The organism is Microbacterium galbinum, from assembly GCF_023091225.1.
GTDB classification, from domain to species: Bacteria; Actinomycetota; Actinomycetes; order Actinomycetales; family Microbacteriaceae; genus Microbacterium; species Microbacterium galbinum.
The window spans coordinates 2709700-2725376 of record NZ_JAHWXM010000001.1; the positions used below are offsets into that span (position 1 = coordinate 2709700).

General features: G+C 70.2%; 16 protein-coding genes. 13 read left to right on the forward strand and 3 right to left on the reverse strand.

Features of this window, described 5'->3' with window-relative positions:
* Window positions 1-11: 11 nt before the first annotated feature.
* From KZC52_RS12995 to KZC52_RS13030, 8 genes are all read left to right on the forward strand, one after another.
* Complete coding sequence (locus KZC52_RS12995) at window positions 12-620, forward strand: hypothetical protein (protein WP_247624465.1); 609 nt, start codon at window positions 12-14, stop codon at window positions 618-620.
* Window positions 613-1179, forward strand: coding sequence for a hypothetical protein (locus KZC52_RS13000; protein ID WP_247624466.1), 567 nt, complete (start codon window positions 613-615; stop codon window positions 1177-1179). The genes KZC52_RS12995 and KZC52_RS13000 overlap by 8 nt, the downstream gene beginning before the upstream one ends.
* On the forward strand, window positions 1169-1969 hold the full coding sequence (locus KZC52_RS13005) for a hypothetical protein (protein ID WP_247624467.1): 801 nt from the start codon (window positions 1169-1171) through the stop codon (window positions 1967-1969). The genes KZC52_RS13000 and KZC52_RS13005 overlap by 11 nt, the downstream gene beginning before the upstream one ends.
* Entirely contained in the window at window positions 1962-2804 is an 843-nt protein-coding gene (locus tag KZC52_RS13010; protein ID WP_247624468.1) for a hypothetical protein, read from the forward strand. Before KZC52_RS13005 ends, KZC52_RS13010 begins: the two co-directional genes overlap by 8 nt.
* Before the next feature lie 81 nt (window positions 2805-2885).
* Window positions 2886-3572 (forward strand): GntR family transcriptional regulator, encoded by a 687-nt coding sequence (locus KZC52_RS13015; RefSeq protein ID WP_247624469.1) that lies wholly within the window; start codon window positions 2886-2888, stop codon window positions 3570-3572.
* The gene (locus tag KZC52_RS13020; RefSeq protein WP_247624470.1) at window positions 3569-5095 is read left to right on the forward strand and encodes an MmgE/PrpD family protein; all 1527 of its coding nucleotides are present in this window, start codon (window positions 3569-3571) and stop codon (window positions 5093-5095) included. The genes KZC52_RS13015 and KZC52_RS13020 overlap by 4 nt, the downstream gene beginning before the upstream one ends.
* Window positions 5095-6003: a methylisocitrate lyase gene (prpB, locus tag KZC52_RS13025; protein ID WP_247624471.1), complete on the forward strand. Its 909-nt coding sequence runs from the start codon at window positions 5095-5097 to the stop codon at window positions 6001-6003. The genes KZC52_RS13020 and prpB overlap by 1 nt, the downstream gene beginning before the upstream one ends.
* 38 nt (window positions 6004-6041) lie before the next feature.
* Complete coding sequence (locus KZC52_RS13030) at window positions 6042-7175, forward strand: bifunctional 2-methylcitrate synthase/citrate synthase (RefSeq protein ID WP_247624472.1); 1134 nt, start codon at window positions 6042-6044, stop codon at window positions 7173-7175.
* Between the two features lie 85 nt (window positions 7176-7260).
* Here the strand turns inward: KZC52_RS13030 and KZC52_RS13035 are convergent, their stop codons facing one another.
* From KZC52_RS13035 to KZC52_RS13045, 3 genes are all read right to left on the reverse strand, one after another.
* Entirely contained in the window at window positions 7261-7569 is a 309-nt protein-coding gene (locus KZC52_RS13035; protein ID WP_247624473.1) for a pore-forming ESAT-6 family protein, read from the reverse strand.
* Between the two features lie 17 nt (window positions 7570-7586).
* A complete protein-coding gene (locus tag KZC52_RS13040; protein WP_247624474.1) occupies window positions 7587-7922 on the reverse strand; it encodes a hypothetical protein in 336 nt (111 codons plus the stop codon).
* 153 nt (window positions 7923-8075) lie between these two features.
* Window positions 8076-8459, reverse strand: a complete 384-nt coding sequence (locus KZC52_RS13045) for a hypothetical protein (RefSeq protein WP_247624475.1) — start codon at window positions 8457-8459, stop codon at window positions 8076-8078.
* 82 nt (window positions 8460-8541) lie between these two features.
* Between KZC52_RS13045 and KZC52_RS13050 the strand changes: the two genes are divergently transcribed.
* Genes KZC52_RS13050 through eccCa form a run of 5 tightly spaced genes read left to right on the forward strand, consistent with a single transcriptional unit; the run spans window position 8542 to window position 15673 of the window.
* Entirely contained in the window at window positions 8542-9369 is an 828-nt protein-coding gene (locus tag KZC52_RS13050) for an FHA domain-containing protein (protein ID WP_247624476.1), read from the forward strand.
* Complete coding sequence (locus KZC52_RS13055) at window positions 9362-9628, forward strand: hypothetical protein (RefSeq protein WP_247624477.1); 267 nt, start codon at window positions 9362-9364, stop codon at window positions 9626-9628. Before KZC52_RS13050 ends, KZC52_RS13055 begins: the two co-directional genes overlap by 8 nt.
* Window positions 9625-10968 carry an EsaB/YukD family protein gene (locus KZC52_RS13060; RefSeq protein WP_247624478.1) on the forward strand — a complete coding sequence of 448 codons (1344 nt, stop codon included), beginning with the start codon at window positions 9625-9627 and terminating at the stop codon, window positions 10966-10968. Before KZC52_RS13055 ends, KZC52_RS13060 begins: the two co-directional genes overlap by 4 nt.
* Window positions 10968-11753 (forward strand): P-loop NTPase family protein, encoded by a 786-nt coding sequence (locus KZC52_RS13065; protein WP_247624479.1) that lies wholly within the window; start codon window positions 10968-10970, stop codon window positions 11751-11753. The genes KZC52_RS13060 and KZC52_RS13065 overlap by 1 nt, the downstream gene beginning before the upstream one ends.
* Window positions 11750-15673, forward strand: coding sequence for a type VII secretion protein EccCa (eccCa, locus tag KZC52_RS13070; protein WP_247624480.1), 3924 nt, complete (start codon window positions 11750-11752; stop codon window positions 15671-15673). Before KZC52_RS13065 ends, eccCa begins: the two co-directional genes overlap by 4 nt.
* The last annotated feature ends 4 nt before the right edge of the window (window positions 15674-15677 follow it).

Genomic DNA, 15677 nt, shown 5'->3' on the forward strand with positions numbered 1-15677 from the left:
GGAGGCTCCCGATGTCGTTGCGCGCCGAACTCGTCGGTGGATCCGCGGGCATGCCCGCGTTCGCCGTCCTGCTGCCCCCGGGGTGGGAGGCCACTGATGCTTCTTTCACTTCGATGCGCCCCCGGCTCGACGCGGTTCTCGATCAGTTCCCGGTCGCGAACCGGGCGGTCATGCGTGCGCGGGTCGAGGAGATGATGGCGACGGCGCGTGCGGATGCCTCTCGCGCCGAGATCGTGCGCGTCTTCGCGCCGGCAGGTGCCGACCCGAAGGATTTCGTGCCGGTGAGTCTCGTCGCGTCGTGGCTGCGCGCACCCGGCGGGGGTACGCTGCAGGACGTCGGGAGCGGCCTGATCGCGAACCGAGGTGCGGCCCCGCTCGATCCCGCGGGTACGATCCTCCGGTGGGATGCGGATCAGCGCAGTGAGGTCGAGGGAGGTGAGGTCGATATCGCCGGTTCGGGATATCTGATCCCGGTTCCCGGACACCCGACGGTCGGGCTGATGTTCCGCTCGCAGATCCTGCGTGGCGCCGACGGCGCGCAGCTGCCCGATGAAGCGATGAACGCGATCTCGCTCCTCTGCGACAGCATCGTGGCCAGCGTGCGGTGGCGACGTGGCTGAGCTGACGATGCAGGCCGATCCCGAGATCTGGCAGACCGTTCCCGGAGTCGACGAGGTCGCCGCCTGGTACGAGCGGCAGGTCGCGTCCGCGCCGGAGAACGCGCGCGAAGCTGTGGCCACGGCATCCGCTCTGGCGCTGGGCGCCCGCGTCGACACCGACCTGAGTGCGGTTCTGCTGCTGTGCGATCCGTCCGCAGAGCTGTACGCGATGCTCGGGATCGCGGCGCTCGACGGCGTGCCCGCGCCCGCGACGAGCCAGGGTGCGGTTGGCATCGCCGAGGCGCTCGTGCCCAGTCCCTGGCCGGGCGAGGCGCTGCCGCTCGACTTCGGCGGCGTCGCGGGGTGGCGAGTCACCCTCTTCGATGAGCAGGGCGCTGTCGGCGACACAGAGGTCGCACTGCCGCAGACCGTGTCGACCGTCTACGTGGCGGACGTTCGCGGGCGCTGCGTCGTGGCCGCACTGTCGTCTTTGACGCCTCTCGCGGCAGCCGCGGTTCAGGGGCTCGCCGAGCAGGTGGTGGCGACGTTCGACGTAGAAGGAGATGAGAATGTCGACTGAGCGCACATCGACACGGCCCGCACAGCGCGAACTCTTGGATGCTGCGACGGCGGAGGTGAACGCTTTCGAGCGGGTGGGTCGCAAGGACCTCGCTCTCGAGACCTGGCACGCAGCCCGGGAGGCTGCAGACAAGGCGCGGCGCGACTGTTGGGCAGGGTTGCGGGCTCGATATGGTGCACGGTACCCGCGATGGGGTTGGGCTTCCTTCACCCTGCTCGGGGCCGCGCTCTGCGCGGCCGTCGCAGCGGTGCTCACCAGCGGATTCCGATTCAACCCTGCGGAAACAGGGACGATCGCCGCCGCACTTGCGGCGATAGCTGCGATCGGCGATCTTCTCGTGGTCCTTTCGAGTCGCTTCCGTCCGATGAGTCAGGGCACGCTTCGATCTCAGGTGATCGTCACGATTGCCCTCGTCCTCGCTGCTGCGTTCCAGGTGTCGCGCGGCCTGCCGACCGCGCCCGTCGTGATCGGCGCCGCGGTGATCGGCATCGGTGCACTCATCACCTACTTCGTGGCACGCGCCGCCGACCCGGAGGGCGCGGAGGAGATCGACACGGCCATCAATGTGGCGCTTGATCGCATGCGCCCCGAAGTGGCGGCTACTGAACAGCGGATGCGGGCCGACCTCGCCGCGCAACTGACTGCGTCGGAACAGGCGAGCATCGTCGGGTCCCGAGGACCGGTTCCTGCCGGGGGGCCGGTAGATGCGAGCGCGCCGGCAGGTGGTGTGATCATCGCAGTCCTCTTGGATACGTGGATACCTGAAGTTCTCCGCGCATCCGATGCCTGAGGGCCTCGCCGAGCAGGTCGCGCGTACGCGCTCGAATCTGCCGACCAACCCCGCGCACATCGATGCGAAGGAGGTCGAGCGCGCGGTCTTCGGCGTCGTCGGGCACGGGGACCTCGCGCTCCGGATCTGGGCGGATGCTCGTGACGCAGCCGAGAACGCCTGGCGCGAGTGCCGACGGCGGATGCGACGGGAGTACGGCGCTCGGAGTCCGCATGGTGGATGGGCGATCTTCGTGCTGTTCGCCGCCCTCCTCGCGGGAGCGGTGTCCGCCGCCGTTGCCAGCGGGTTCCGCAGCGACCCCGCGCAGACGGAGGTACTGCTCGCGGTGCTCGTCGGATTCTCCGCGCTGGCGGACCTCATGGTCCTCGCCGCCACCGGCTGGCGTCCGTGGAACTGGGCCGCCGTGCGGATGCAGATCGGCCTCGCGATCGCCCTCGGCGCCGCCGTCGCCTTCCAGCTCTCCCGTCCGGAGATGTGGGTGCTGCCGCTGGTGATCGCCGGGGGAGTGATCGGCGTGGGCGGAATGCTGCTCGTGCTGCTCGTGCGGATGCTGCGCCCCGAGGAGAGGCTCGAGATCGACACGGTGATCAACGTCGCCGTCGAGCGCATGCAACCCGAACTCGATGCACGCGCAGCGGAGATCCAGGCCAACGCATCCGAAGAGCTGGGCGTCGAAGACAGCGCGCGCATCGTCGCGCTCCGCACAGCAGTGCTCGCCGATCTCGCAGCCGAGGGGATCGTGCTCGAGCCCGTGCCCGAGCAGACGCCGGCCGGCGGCGCGATGATCGCAGCGCTCACGGCCCACTGGCATCCTTACTCGCGCCAGAAGGCGTGAGCAGCCGCGGAGTGTATACGTCAGGTGCTTGCTCGCAGTCGAAGAGCGCCGCACGGACGCCTTTGTGTATACACTAAAGTCATGACACTCTCCGCCGAGCGCACCACCGCCGGCGATCGCGCCTACGCGGCGCTGCTCGACGGCATCCAGTCCGGGGCTCTCCCCGCGGGCTCGGTCCTCGGAGAGGTCGAGCAGGCCGCGCGGCTCGGCGTCAGCCGCACACCGCTCCGCGAAGCCCTGCGTCGTCTGGCCGCCGACGGACTCGTCGTGCAGCAGTCGCCGCGCGTCACGGTCGTGGCCGACCTCGATGCGGATGACATCCGCGAGCTCTTCGAGATCCGCCGCGCGCTCGAAGAGACCTCGGCCCGCCTCGCCGCCACCCGCGGAGACGCCGCCGTCTTCGCCGCACTCGCCGAGGAGTTCGCGCACGTCGACCTCGAAGCCGGCGAGGGCCGCGACGCCTACTACGCCCTGATCGCCCGCTTCGACGCGGCCCTCGACGCGGCCGTCGCCAACGACTACATCGCCGCCGCCCTCCGCACCGTGCGCACGCACCTCGTGCGGGTGCGGCGCATGGCCCGCGACAAGCCCGCGCGGCTCGCGGCATCCGCCTCGGAGCACCGCACGATCGCCCAGGCGCTTGCCGCCCGCGACGGCGACCTCGCCGCCCACGCCACGCACGTGCACCTGCACAACGCGCTCACCGGCATCCTCGACTCCCTCCCCGCCGATCCGGCGACAGCCCCCGCGACCGAAGGAAGACCATGACCGTCACCCACCACGTCCGCGTCCACCGCAGCGACGAGAACCTCGCCCGCGAAGACCAGCTCGCCTGGAAGATCGCCGAGGTCGCCGCCGACCCGGTCGAGGTCGAGCAGCCGGTCGTCGACATGATCATCAACCGCATCATCGACAACGCTTCGGTGGCGGCGGCCTCCCTCACCCGCGCCCCGATCAACGCCGCCCGTGCGCAGGCGTTCAGCCACCCGGTCTCGACCGGCGGCGTCGGCGCCAACCTCTTCGGCGCGGCCCTCGACCACCGCACCAGCCCCGAGTGGGCGGCCTGGGCGAACGGCGTGGCCGTGCGCGAGCTCGACTACCACGACACCTTCCTCGCCGCCGAGTACTCGCACCCCGGCGACAACATCCCGCCGATCCTCGCGGTCGCGCAGCACACCGGCGCCGATGGTCGGGCGCTCGTGCGCGGCATCGCGACCGGTTACGAGATCCAGATGGACCTCGTGCGCGCGATCTGCCTGCACAAGCACAAGATCGACCACGTCGCCCACCTCGGCCCGTCGGCCGCCGCCGGCATCGGCACGCTCCTCGGGCTCGACGTCGAGACGATCTATCAGGCCGTCGGCCAGGGGCTGCACACCACCACCGCCACCCGCCAGAGCCGCAAGGGCGAGATCTCGACGTGGAAGGCGCACGCCCCGGCCTTCGCCGGCAAGATGGCCGTCGAGGCGGTCGACCGTGCGATGCGCGGTCAGACCAGCCCCGCCCCGATCTACGAGGGGGAGGACGGCGTGATCGCATGGATGCTCGACGGCAAGGATGCCGCGTACGAGGTGCCGCTGCCCGCCGCCGGTGAGGCGAAGCGCGCGATCCTCGACTCGTACACGAAGGAGCACTCGGCCGAGTACCAGGCACAGGCGTGGATCGATCTGGCCCGCAAGCTCGGCACCGAGAACCCGGCCCTCCGCGACCCGGCGAACATCGAGGCGATCGTGCTGCACACCAGCCACCACACGCACTACGTGATCGGCTCGGGAGCGAACGACCCGCAGAAGTACGACCCGACCGCGTCGCGTGAGACGCTCGACCACTCGATCCCGTACATCTTCGCGGTCGCGCTGCAGGACGGCGGCTGGCACCACGTCGACTCCTACGCTCCGTCGCGCGCGGGTCGGGAAGACACCGTCGCGCTGTGGCGCAAGATCACCACGGCCGAGGACGCCGAGTGGACCCGTCGCTACCACTCCGAGGACCCGGACGTGAAGGCGTTCGGCGGTCGTGTCGAGTTCCGTCTGACCGACGGCTCGACCGTCGTCGATGAGATCGCCGTGGCCGACGCGCACCCGCTCGGCGCCCGCCCCTTCGCTCGCGAGAACTACATCGCCAAGTTCCGGCTGCTGGCCGAGCCCGTGCTCGAGTCCGCCGAGATCGAGCGCTTCCTCGAACTCGTGCAGCGCCTGCCCGAGCTGACCGCGGCCGAGGTCGGCGAGCTGTCGATCGTCGCGAAGCCCGGCCTGCTCGACGCCGCGGACGCTCCGAAGGGCCTCTTCTGATGCTGTACTCCTCCACCACCCCGGCCGAGAAGCGCCGCGTGCTGCGTGAGCGCCTCGCGAGCGGCGAGCTGCTGCGTTTCCCCGGTGCGTTCAATCCGCTGAGCGCGCGCCTGATCGCTGAGAAGGGCTTCGAGGGCGTCTACATCTCGGGCGCCGTGCTCTCGGCCGACCTGGGGCTCCCCGACATCGGACTCACGACGCTCACCGAGGTCGCCGGCCGTGCCAAGCAGATCGCCCGCATGACCGATCTGCCCGCGATCGTCGATGCCGACACCGGGTTCGGCGAGCCGATGAACGTCGCGCGCACCATCCAGGAGCTCGAGGATGCCGGGCTCGCCGGCATGCACATCGAAGACCAGGTGAACCCCAAGCGCTGCGGGCACCTCGACGGCAAGAGCGTCGTCGACGAGAGCACGGCGATCAAGCGCATCCGCGCCGCCGCCGATGCGCGCCGCGACGAGAACTTCCTGCTCATGGCGCGCACCGACATCCGGGCGATCGAGGGCTTGGATGCCGCGATCGACCGCGCGAAGGCGCTCGTGGATGCGGGTGCGGATGCGATCTTCCCCGAGGCGATGCGCGAGCTCTCGGAGTTCGAGGCGATGGCGAACGCGCTCGACGTGCCGATCCTCGCCAACATGACCGAGTTCGGGAAGAGCGAGCTCTTCTCGACGTCTCAGCTGCAGAGCGCGGGCGTCAGCATCGTCATCTGGCCGGTGTCGCTGCTGCGCACCGCGATGGGCGCGGCGGGCCGCGCGCTCGATACGCTGAACACGGACGGGCATCTCACGTCGATGCTCGGAGAGATGCAGCATCGCGCGGATCTCTACGAGCTCATCGATTACGAGTCGTACAACCACTTCGACTCGGGTGTCTTCAACTTCACGCTCGACCAGCCCGGTCGCTGAGCGCCGCAGCACACGAAGCAGCACACGAAGGAGTGAGCATGACCGAACCGGACATCAAGAAGGGCCTCGCTGGGGTCGTCGTCGACACGACCTCCATCTCGAAGGTCAATCCCGAGACGAACAGCCTGCTCTACCGCGGATACCCGGTGCAGGAACTCGCCGCCACGCAGTCGTTCGAGGCCGTGGCGTACCTGCTGTGGCACGGGGAGCTGCCGACGCCGGAGGAGCTCGCGGCGTTCCGCGTCGAGGAGCGACGGCACCGTGCTCTCACCGACAACGTGCGGGCCGCGATCGACCTCGTACCGCTGGACGCGCACCCGATGGACGAGGTTCGCACGGCGGTCAGCCTGATCGGAGCGTCCGACCCCGGTGCGGGCGGATCGGTGCTGGATGCCGGCGGCAGCCCGGAGCAGAACCTCGAGCGCAGCATCCGCCTGTTCGCGGCGCTCCCCGCGATCGTGGCCTACGGCCAGCGCCGCCGCCGCGGGCAGGAGCTCATCGAGCCGCGCGATGACCTCGACTACTCGGCCAACTTCCTCTGGATGACGTTCGGCGAAGAGGCGGATGCCGTGGTCGTCGACGCGTTCAACCGGTCGATGATCCTCTACGCCGAGCACTCGTTCAACGCCTCCACCTTCACGGCGCGGGTCATCACGTCGACGCTCAGCGACCTGTACTCGGCCGTCGTCGGGGCGATCGGCGCTCTCAAGGGTCCGCTGCACGGCGGAGCGAACGAAGCCGTGCTGCACATCTTCGACGAGATCGGGTCGGCGGATGCCGTCGAGGCCTGGCTCGACAAGGCCCTCGCCGAGAAGCGCAAGATCATGGGCTTCGGGCACCGCGTGTACAAGAAGGGCGACTCGCGGGTGCCGACCATGAAGGCGGCTCTCGACACGCTCGTCGAGCACTTCGACAAGCCGGAGGTCGCGGCGCTGTACGACGCGCTCGAGTCGGAGTTCGTCGCACGCAAGGGCATCTACCCGAACCTCGACTACCCCTCGGGTCCGGCGTACAAGCTGATCGGGTTCGACACCCTCACCTTCACGCCCCTCTTCGTCGCGGCGCGGGTGACGGGGTGGACGGCGCACGTGATCGAGCAGGCCGGTGCCAACGCGCTGATCCGCCCGCTCTCGGAGTACGTCGGCCCGGACGAGCGGCACGTCGCGGGCTGATGCCCCTTTACGCGTGAGAGAGCCTGGGGCCCGTCGGCATGCTCAGGGACCCAGGCTCTCTCGGTGACGCATCCGCTCGCGGGCGTCAGCCGATGTTCTCGACGGCCGCGCGTGCGCGAGCACCCGCCTGCGAGGCGGTGCCGTCGTTGCTCTCCATCGTGCTGCGCAGCAGCGTGATGATGTTGCGCACCTCGTCGGCGGCGTTCTTCCACCGCAGCTCCTTGCCGCGGTACTCCTCGGAGACCCCATCGGCTGAGTAGTCGGCCATGGCGTTCTGCACGGCCTTGTCGCGGTCGGCGATCAGGCTCTCGAGCAGACCCGAGACGCGGTTGAACTCTCCCTGGACCTCCTGCGAGGCGGCGACGCTGTAGGCGCGGCGATCTTCGTATGCCATTTTCTGTCTCCTTCTTCTCAGCGCGATCCGCCGAAGCGGGCGGCTTCGAACGACGCACCGCTCTCGGCCCCACGGGTCTGATCGACCATCTCGGACTCTCCCTCGCGGAACGCGCGGTCCATGCCCGAGATGCCTCCGAGCACAGCGGCGAGTGACGAGTTCAGCTCGGCGGCGACCTCATCGGTGCGGCCCTTGAAGCTGTCGAATGCGGCCTTCGCCGCACCCGCGTGCACCTGCATCAGCGGGTCGGCGGCGACCACGAGCTGCTTCACGAGCGCGCCGAGGTCGTCGCTGGATCCCGACGTCTGCTTGCCGAGGACGCTGAGCGTCTCGGCCCCCATATCGAACTTCATGCTCCGGTCTTCCTTTCGTCGCCCTCCCGTCCTCGCGGTCGCGAAGACGCCATCGCCCCCGATGGGCGAGGAGAGAGTAACAGGGCGGCCTGCGATAACGCGGAAGTTATCCACAGACCGCGCCTGAAACTCTTTCTCCGATGGATGAGGACGTTACTCGCCCGAGCGCGGATTCTCGGCTGCGTGGGCGACATCGACGACAGACTGCTCGAACGACTGCGAATCGGGGTCGAGGTAGCCGACGGCGGGTGCCTCCCAGGGGTGCGACGCCGCCCACACGGGGCTCAGCAGCAATTGACCCGGGTCCACCCGGTAGTAGGGCAGACTCGAGCGCTGTGCGTTGTGCCCGTCGGTCGCGAATCCGCGCTCCGTGACCTCCGGTCCATTGCCGTGGGGCTTGTCGTGGACGATCCCGCCCTCCGAACTGAAGTTCCGTACACCATGGATGTGTTCGACCTCGAGAATGCCCTCGGAATCCCACTCGTGAACAGCGCGGTCGCGGTCGTCGCCGATGCCCGTGCCGACACCCTTATCCACAGGTGGTCATCGCGAGGTGTCCTCATATGTATAAACTCGCCGACCGTGGGCGCGCGTGGGGCGCACTCCATAAAGGGGGGTCATGAGCACGGCTGGAAAGACGGATGGCGGCCTCGACGCGTTCGTCTACTGCGAGCGAGCCGATACCAGGGCATGGTGTCCCGCCCTGGTATCTGACACCCTCACGGTGTTCGTGCCGATGATCTGCGCCGTGCTGACGTCTGCGGCAGGGGAGCCTCTCGCGGGTGCGGGGCTCGTGCTGCTCGCGCTGGGGATCGCAGGCGGTCAGGTGATCGCCCTCGCCTACGACGGGCGTACGCTCGGCGCCCGGATGTTCGGGCTCCGCATCGTCGAGCGGTCGAGCGGATGCCCCTCCGGACGCCTCCTCGTCGCCGACCTCGTCGGTCGTCGGCTCCGGGTGCTCGACATCCGTCGCGGTCGCGATCCGATCTCCTCCGCTGTGGCGCTCTACCGGTTCCCCGAGCGCGCCGCCGCGCAGCATCCGCCCGCGCCGGCGACGAACACCGTCGCGTTGCTGGACTCGGGTCAGCGACTCCCGTTCGCGCGCGCTCTGGTGGTCGGCAGGAACCCGACGACGGATGCCCGGGGCGAGCAGCGATTCTCCTGGCCGGACCTCTCGCGCACGCTGTCGAAGACCCACGCCCGGCTCGAATGGGACGGCGAGAGCGTGTGGGTCACCGACCTCGGCTCCGCCAACGGGACGGCGATGGAGGTCGGCGTGGAATGCGCGTCGCTCGACCCGTTCGTGCCGACGCGCATGCCCGCGGATGCCGTGCTCCGGCTGGGGGATCGCAGCCTCACGATCGCCGGCTCCCGCCGGGATCGCCGGGGTGCCTCTGATGTGGCCGATGAACGCGACGAAGACTCCCGAGGAGGGCACTATGCCTGACCTCCGCGATCGCGCCCTCATCGAGGAGGCGCGCACGCAGCGCTTCCGGCTCGGTTCGGCACTGCTGCACGGGCGCATCTCGGATCGACGCACGGTGAACGACAATGTCCGCCGATTCATCGCCTCCCTCATCGTGGCGGCGCTCGCCTGCGCGGTGTGCGTCGGCATCTCGTTCGTCACCGACCTGCTCCAGGCGCAGGCGGCCGGGAAGGCGCGGCAGAACGCGTCGATCAGCATCATCGAAGAGGAGCCGGTGTGAGCGACTACACGCGCCTGAGCGTTCGGGGTTCGTCTCGGCGCGTCGAGATCGCGGTGTCGAGCGATGACCCGCTCGGCAGTCTGCTGCCGCAGCTGATCGATGCCCTGGCGGAACCCTCCGGTGCCGGCGGACGCCCCCTCGCGCTCGTCACCGCGATCGGGGACTCGCTCGACCTCGAGCGCTCCGCCCGTGAGCAGAGTCTCGTCGACGGTTCGGTGCTGCGCCTGCTCCCGTTCGACTCCGCGCCGCCGCCACCGATGGTCATCGACGTGGTCGACGTGCTCGCCGACGAGCTCGAGAACCGCAACGACCGCTGGAGTGACGCATCGAGGGCCGCCGTCAGCGCGGTCGTCGTCGCGCTGTCCGCGGCTGCCGCGTCGATCGCGGTGCCGTTCGACGGCGTCGCCGGCGGTGCAGTGCGCTTCGGTCTGCTCGGCCTGCTTCTCGTCTGCGCCGTGGGATTCGGTCTGTTCGGTCGACGTCGGCCGGCGGCCGTCATGGCGACCGCGGCGGTGGGGGCGGGCGCGCCTGCCGCGCTGCACGCGGCGGCTGCGCAGGCCGCGACGCACCCGGCATCCGTCCTTCCGATCACCGCTCTCTGGGTCACGCTCGCCTGGTCGGCGGTGCTCCTGATCGGGGGAGGGGTCGCGCGGGGCTCGCGTGGCGCGATGGTCGGCGGTGCCCTGGGGATCGTGCTGACGGTGCCGCTGCTGACGGCACTGGCGATGGGCATGCGCCACGATCAGGCCGCCGCGGTGATCGGCGTCGTCGCCGCCGTGCTCCTCGGACTCGTGCCGTGGCTCGCGCTCTCGGCCTCCGGTCTCACGGGCCTCGACCATCGGGCGGCCGAGAGCGCCGATCTGCCGAGACCCGCCGCGTTGGGCGCCGTGTCCGACGCGTATCGCACCCTCGACTGGGTCGTGGCGGTGCTGGCCGCGGTGCTCGTCCTCTGCGGCATCGTCCTCTGGATGACGGATGCCGTCTGGCCGAGGCTCCTCGCGGCGTCGCTCGCGCTTGTGGTGCTGCTGCGATCGCGGGCGTTCCCGCTCCGGTCGCAGGGCTTCCTGCTCTGGGCGGCCGGGATCGGCATCGCCGCCGTCGCCGCGGCGACCCTGATCGTGAACGGTTCGCTCGGGTGGACCGTCGTCGCCGGTGCCGTGGTGATCGGCGTGACAGCGGCCATCGCCGGGCTCGCCCGCCCGAAAGCGCATCAGCGAGCGCGGCTCCGCTCCTTCGGCGACGCACTGGAGACCGCTGCCGTGATCGCGATCGTGCCGATGGCGGTGGGGGTCTTCGGGATCTACGCCGATCTGCTCGCACTGTTCGGAGGGGGCGCGTGATGCCGCTCGACCGCGGGGCGATCTCCGTGGCGATGTTCGGCAGCGGTGCAGCGCTCCTCACCCGGTTCGCGGCGTGGGACGCGGCGATCACCCGACCGATGAGCACGGTCCGTCGGATCGGCTTCGTCCAGCTCTCCGCCGGAGCCGGTGCGACGACCGTCGCGGGTGAGATCGGACGCCTCGTCGCTCGACGGCGCGCTGCTCCACCGCTCGTCGCGGACCTCTCGCCCGAGGGCGATCTCGCCCGGCGGCTCGGGATCGTCGAGACGCCACCGCGTCGGGACCGACGCCTGTTCCGCACGAGCGGCGACGCTCGGCAGCTGCTGCAGATGACGTCGGGTGTGCTCGGGGCCCGGCCGTCGGATGCCGGGGCCCGCCCGGTCGTCGCGTGGGAGCGTGAGGTCTCACCCATCATGCGCTTCCACGACGTCGTGATCGCGGACTTCGGTCCGCGTGATCCCGATCGTGAGATCGGCGAGATCGCCGGGCTCTGCGATGCGGTCTGCGTCGTCGCCCCCGCATGGCGCGAGGGGGCGGAACTGGCCCGGGTCGTGGTCGAGGCGATCGACGCCCTGCCGGGGAGTCCGCGGGCGGTCGTCGCCCTCGTCGATGCGAGCAGGGAATCGCGACGGGTTCCCGCGGTGATCGCGGCGCAGACCGAGCAGCCGGTGATCGTCGTGCCGCACGATACGGGGTTGGCCGGGGGAGAGCCGGCGCGATCCTTCCGGGCGCGCCAGGCCCTGCTTCGTCTCGCGGGGACCCTCATCGGGAAGGTCGACGCATGACGCAGTCCATCGTCCATCGTCCTGCTCGGGCCGTCCTCCCGGCGGAACCCCCGGAGGGCATCGTGCTCACCGCGCCGCCGGCGAGCAACGACAACGCCGCCGGTTTCCCGCTGCAGTCGGTGCTGCCGATCGTCGGCAGCCTTTCGTCGATCACCATGATGGTGCTCCTCCGGGGTAACCCGATGTTCGTCGTGATCGGCGCGGTGATCCTCGTCGTCGCTCTGGTCGGCGGCATCGGCATGGCCTTCACGACGCGCGGAAACGCGGCACGTCAGCGTCGGATGCAGCGAGAACGCTATCTCGACCACCTCGAGCACGTCCGCGCCGAGCAGCGCGACCGAGTGGCGCACGTGCGGCGGGCGGCGCTCACCCGGCATCCGTCGCCCTCGGCGCTCGTCGAGCTCGGGCACGACCCGGCGCGTCGCTGGGAATGCCGCCCCTCCGACCCCGACTTCCTGCAGGTGCGCATCGGCACCGGCGACCTCGCGGTGCTCCCGGTGGTGCTGCCCGAGGAATCGAATCCGGTGCAGCCGTACGACCCGATCATGAAGGCGGCCGCCGAGCGTTTGGTGCGCTCCGCGGGAGTGGTGCAGGGGATGCCGGCGACGATCGACCTCTCGACGGGCGGGCAGTACGCGATCGTCGGCGACCGGACGCGGGCGTTGCAGGTGGCGCGATCGATCGCGCTGCAGATCGCGACGTTCCACTCTCCCGACGAGGTGCACCTCGCGGCCGTGGTCCCGGCATCCGCCCTCGGCGACTGGCGCGGACTCGACCTGCTCCCGCACGCAGGAGCGCCGCGCCCTGCCGCCGATCAGCCCTTGGCGCGCCGCATCGCGCCGACGCTCGACGACCTGCTCGCTCTGATCGCGCCGGAACTGCGGGATCGTGTGGCCGCCACGACGGCGGCACGCCGGGCCGGACGCCGCATCCGGCCGGTGCGGCTCGTGCTCTTCGTCGATGAGGGCGACGGGTACGCGACGACTCCGCCGCGCTGGGACCCGGTGCTCGACGCCGCCGACCTCGGCATCACGATCGTGCACATCGTCGACGATCGCCTCAAGGAGCCCGAGCACGTCGTCGCCCGCGTCGCGGTCGATGCGGCCGGCTGCGCGATCGAGAACCCGGCCGAGCCGGGGGACCCGGTGCTCTGCGCGGCGGACGCCGTCGGGCAGGCGCTGCTCGAGACGGTCGCGCGTCCGCTCGCTGCGCTGCGGATGAGCAGGGCGACGGCGGCGGAGGCGACCGATGCGGTGGCGCCCGACCTCGGCGAACTCCTCGGCCTCGGCGACGTGGCGCAGATCGATCCGCGTCAGGCGTGGGTGCCGCGCTCCTCCGCGGACTTCCTCCGCGTGCCGATCGGAGTCGACGACACGGGCGCTCCGGTGCTCATCGACCTCAAGGAATCCGCGCAGCTCGGTATGGGGCCGCACGGCATCTGCATCGGTGCGACGGGGTCGGGCAAGAGCGAGCTGCTGCGCACCCTCGTGCTCGGGCTCGCGGCCACGCACGGGCCGGATGACCTCAGCATGATCCTCGTCGATTACAAGGGCGGGGCGGCGTTCGCGCCGTTCGCGCGTCTCCCGCACGTCGCCGGGATCATCGACAACCTCGCCGACGATCCGCAGCTCACCGAGCGAGCGCGCGCGAGCATCAACGGGGAGGTCGTGCGCCGCCAGCAGCTCCTCAAAGCCGCCGACAACTCGGCATCGATCACGCAGTACCGGCAGCTCCGACGCAGTCGGCCCGAGTTACCGCCGTTGCCCCATCTGTTCCTCGTGATCGACGAGTTCGGCGAGCTCCTCACCGCCGAGCCGGAGTTCGTCGATCTGCTGCTCACGATCGGACGCATCGGCCGCTCGATCGGTGTGCACCTGTTGCTTTCGAGCCAGCGGATAGAGGCGGGCAAGCTCCGCGGCCTCGAGACCTACCTGTCGTATCGGATCGGGCTGCGCACGTTCTCGGCCGCCGAGAGCGCCATGGTGCTCGACACGCAGGATGCGTTCCACCTGCCGGCGATCCCCGGCTACGCCTATCTCAAGGTCGACACCTCGATCTACACCCGACTGCGCGCGGGCTATGTCTCGGGGCCCGTCGACGACCTCCGGGATCGGCCGGTCGAGACGACCGAGGTTCCACGGATGAGGATGATCTCCGCGTACGACGTCGTTCAGCCGCTCCCCGAGGTCGAGGCCGACGGGGCTGCGGCGGTGCAGGAGATCTCCGCGACGGAGAACATGCCGCCCGAGCGAACAGTGGTCGACGTAGCCGTCGAGGGGCTGGCGAAGGGCGCGGTCCGCACGCGTCCGGTGTGGTTACCGCCCCTTCCCACGCGGGTCACGCTCGGTGGGCTGCTGCCGTCGAGCGGTGCGATCGAGGATGCCGCGGGGCTGAGCATTCCGATCGGTCTGCTCGATGAACCGGTGCAGCAGCGGCAGCATCCGTGGAGGCTCGATCTGACCCGCTCCGGCGGGCATGTCAGCGTGATGGGCGCACCGCAGTCCGGTCGCTCGACCTTCCTGCGAACGGTCGCGGCGTCGATCGCGGTGACCCGTACACCGCGCCAGGTGAGCGTGTACGGACTCGACCTCACCGGCGGCGGCCTCGCACGCATCGAGGGATTCCCGCACGTGGGTGGTGTCGCGACGCGCGGGCATCGGGAGCGCGTGGGTCGCGTGCTCGAAGAACTCACGACCATGCTCGAGGTGCGCGAGCAGGCGTTCCGCGCAGAGGGGATCGACTCGGTAGATGAGCTGCGTCGCCGGCACGCCGCCGGGGAACTCCCGCAGTTGCCCTCGGCCGATGTCGTGCTGCTCGTCGACGGCTATGCGACGCTGCGTACCGATTTCGAGGAGTACGAGGGTGCGCTGCAGCGTCTCCTCGATCGCGGCGGCAGCTTCGGCATCCACGTCGTGGTCACGCTCAATCGCTGGAACGATCTGCGCTCGCCGCAGCAGGGAGTGATCGGCACACGGATCGAACTGGGGCTCAACGACCCGAGCGACTCGCAGGTCTCGCGCAAGCTCTCGTCGTCGCTGCGGCGCGATGAACCAGGGCGCGCACTGACGGATGCCTCGGAGTTCGCGCAGGTGGCGCTGCCGGTGCTCGAGGACGACGACTCGGTGGGCGTCGGCGAGATGCTGGAAGCGCTCGCGCGGCAGTCCGCGGAGTCGTGGGCGGGGCCGGAGGCGGCGCCGATCCGGCTGCTCCCGGAGGACCTCGACCCGCAGACGCTTGCGGATGCCGGGATCGATCCGTCGATCATCTCCCTGGGGCTGCGGCAGGACACGATGAAGGCGTTCTCGCTCGATCTCGCACGTAGTGACCCTCACCTGATGGTGCTCGGAGACACCGGGTGCGGCAAGACGACCGTGCTGCGGGGCATCGTCCGGGGCGCGCTCGCGGGCCACACACCGGACGACTTGGTCATCGCACTCATGGATGTGCGCGGCGATCTCGCAGACGAGGTGCCCGAGCCTTACCTCGGCGGGCACGCCGCCACCGCTCCGTTGGCGCGCCAGCTCGCGGAGTCGATCGCGATCGAGCTCGACAAGCGGCAGGCGGCGAAGGCATCGGGGCCGAGGATTCTCGTGGTGATCGACGACTTCGACGTGCTGGCGGCGGGCGGCACCGAGCCGCTGCGGCCGCTGCTGCCGTACCTCGCCTCGGCGCGCGACCTCGGCTTGAACGTCGTGCTCACCCGGCCGGTGCTGGGGGCATCGCGGGCGATGTTCGACACGTCGCTGCAGGCGCTGCGCGACACCGGCGGATCGACGCTGGTGATGAGCGGTGATCGGGGCGAGGGCCCGCTGCTGGCGAAGGTGTACGCCGAGCAGATGGTGCCGGGACGCGGGCGGTTCGTGCGTCGTGGTTCGGGGGCGACCCTCGTGCAGGTCGCGCGGTTCGCGTGCGAGAAGTGAGCGC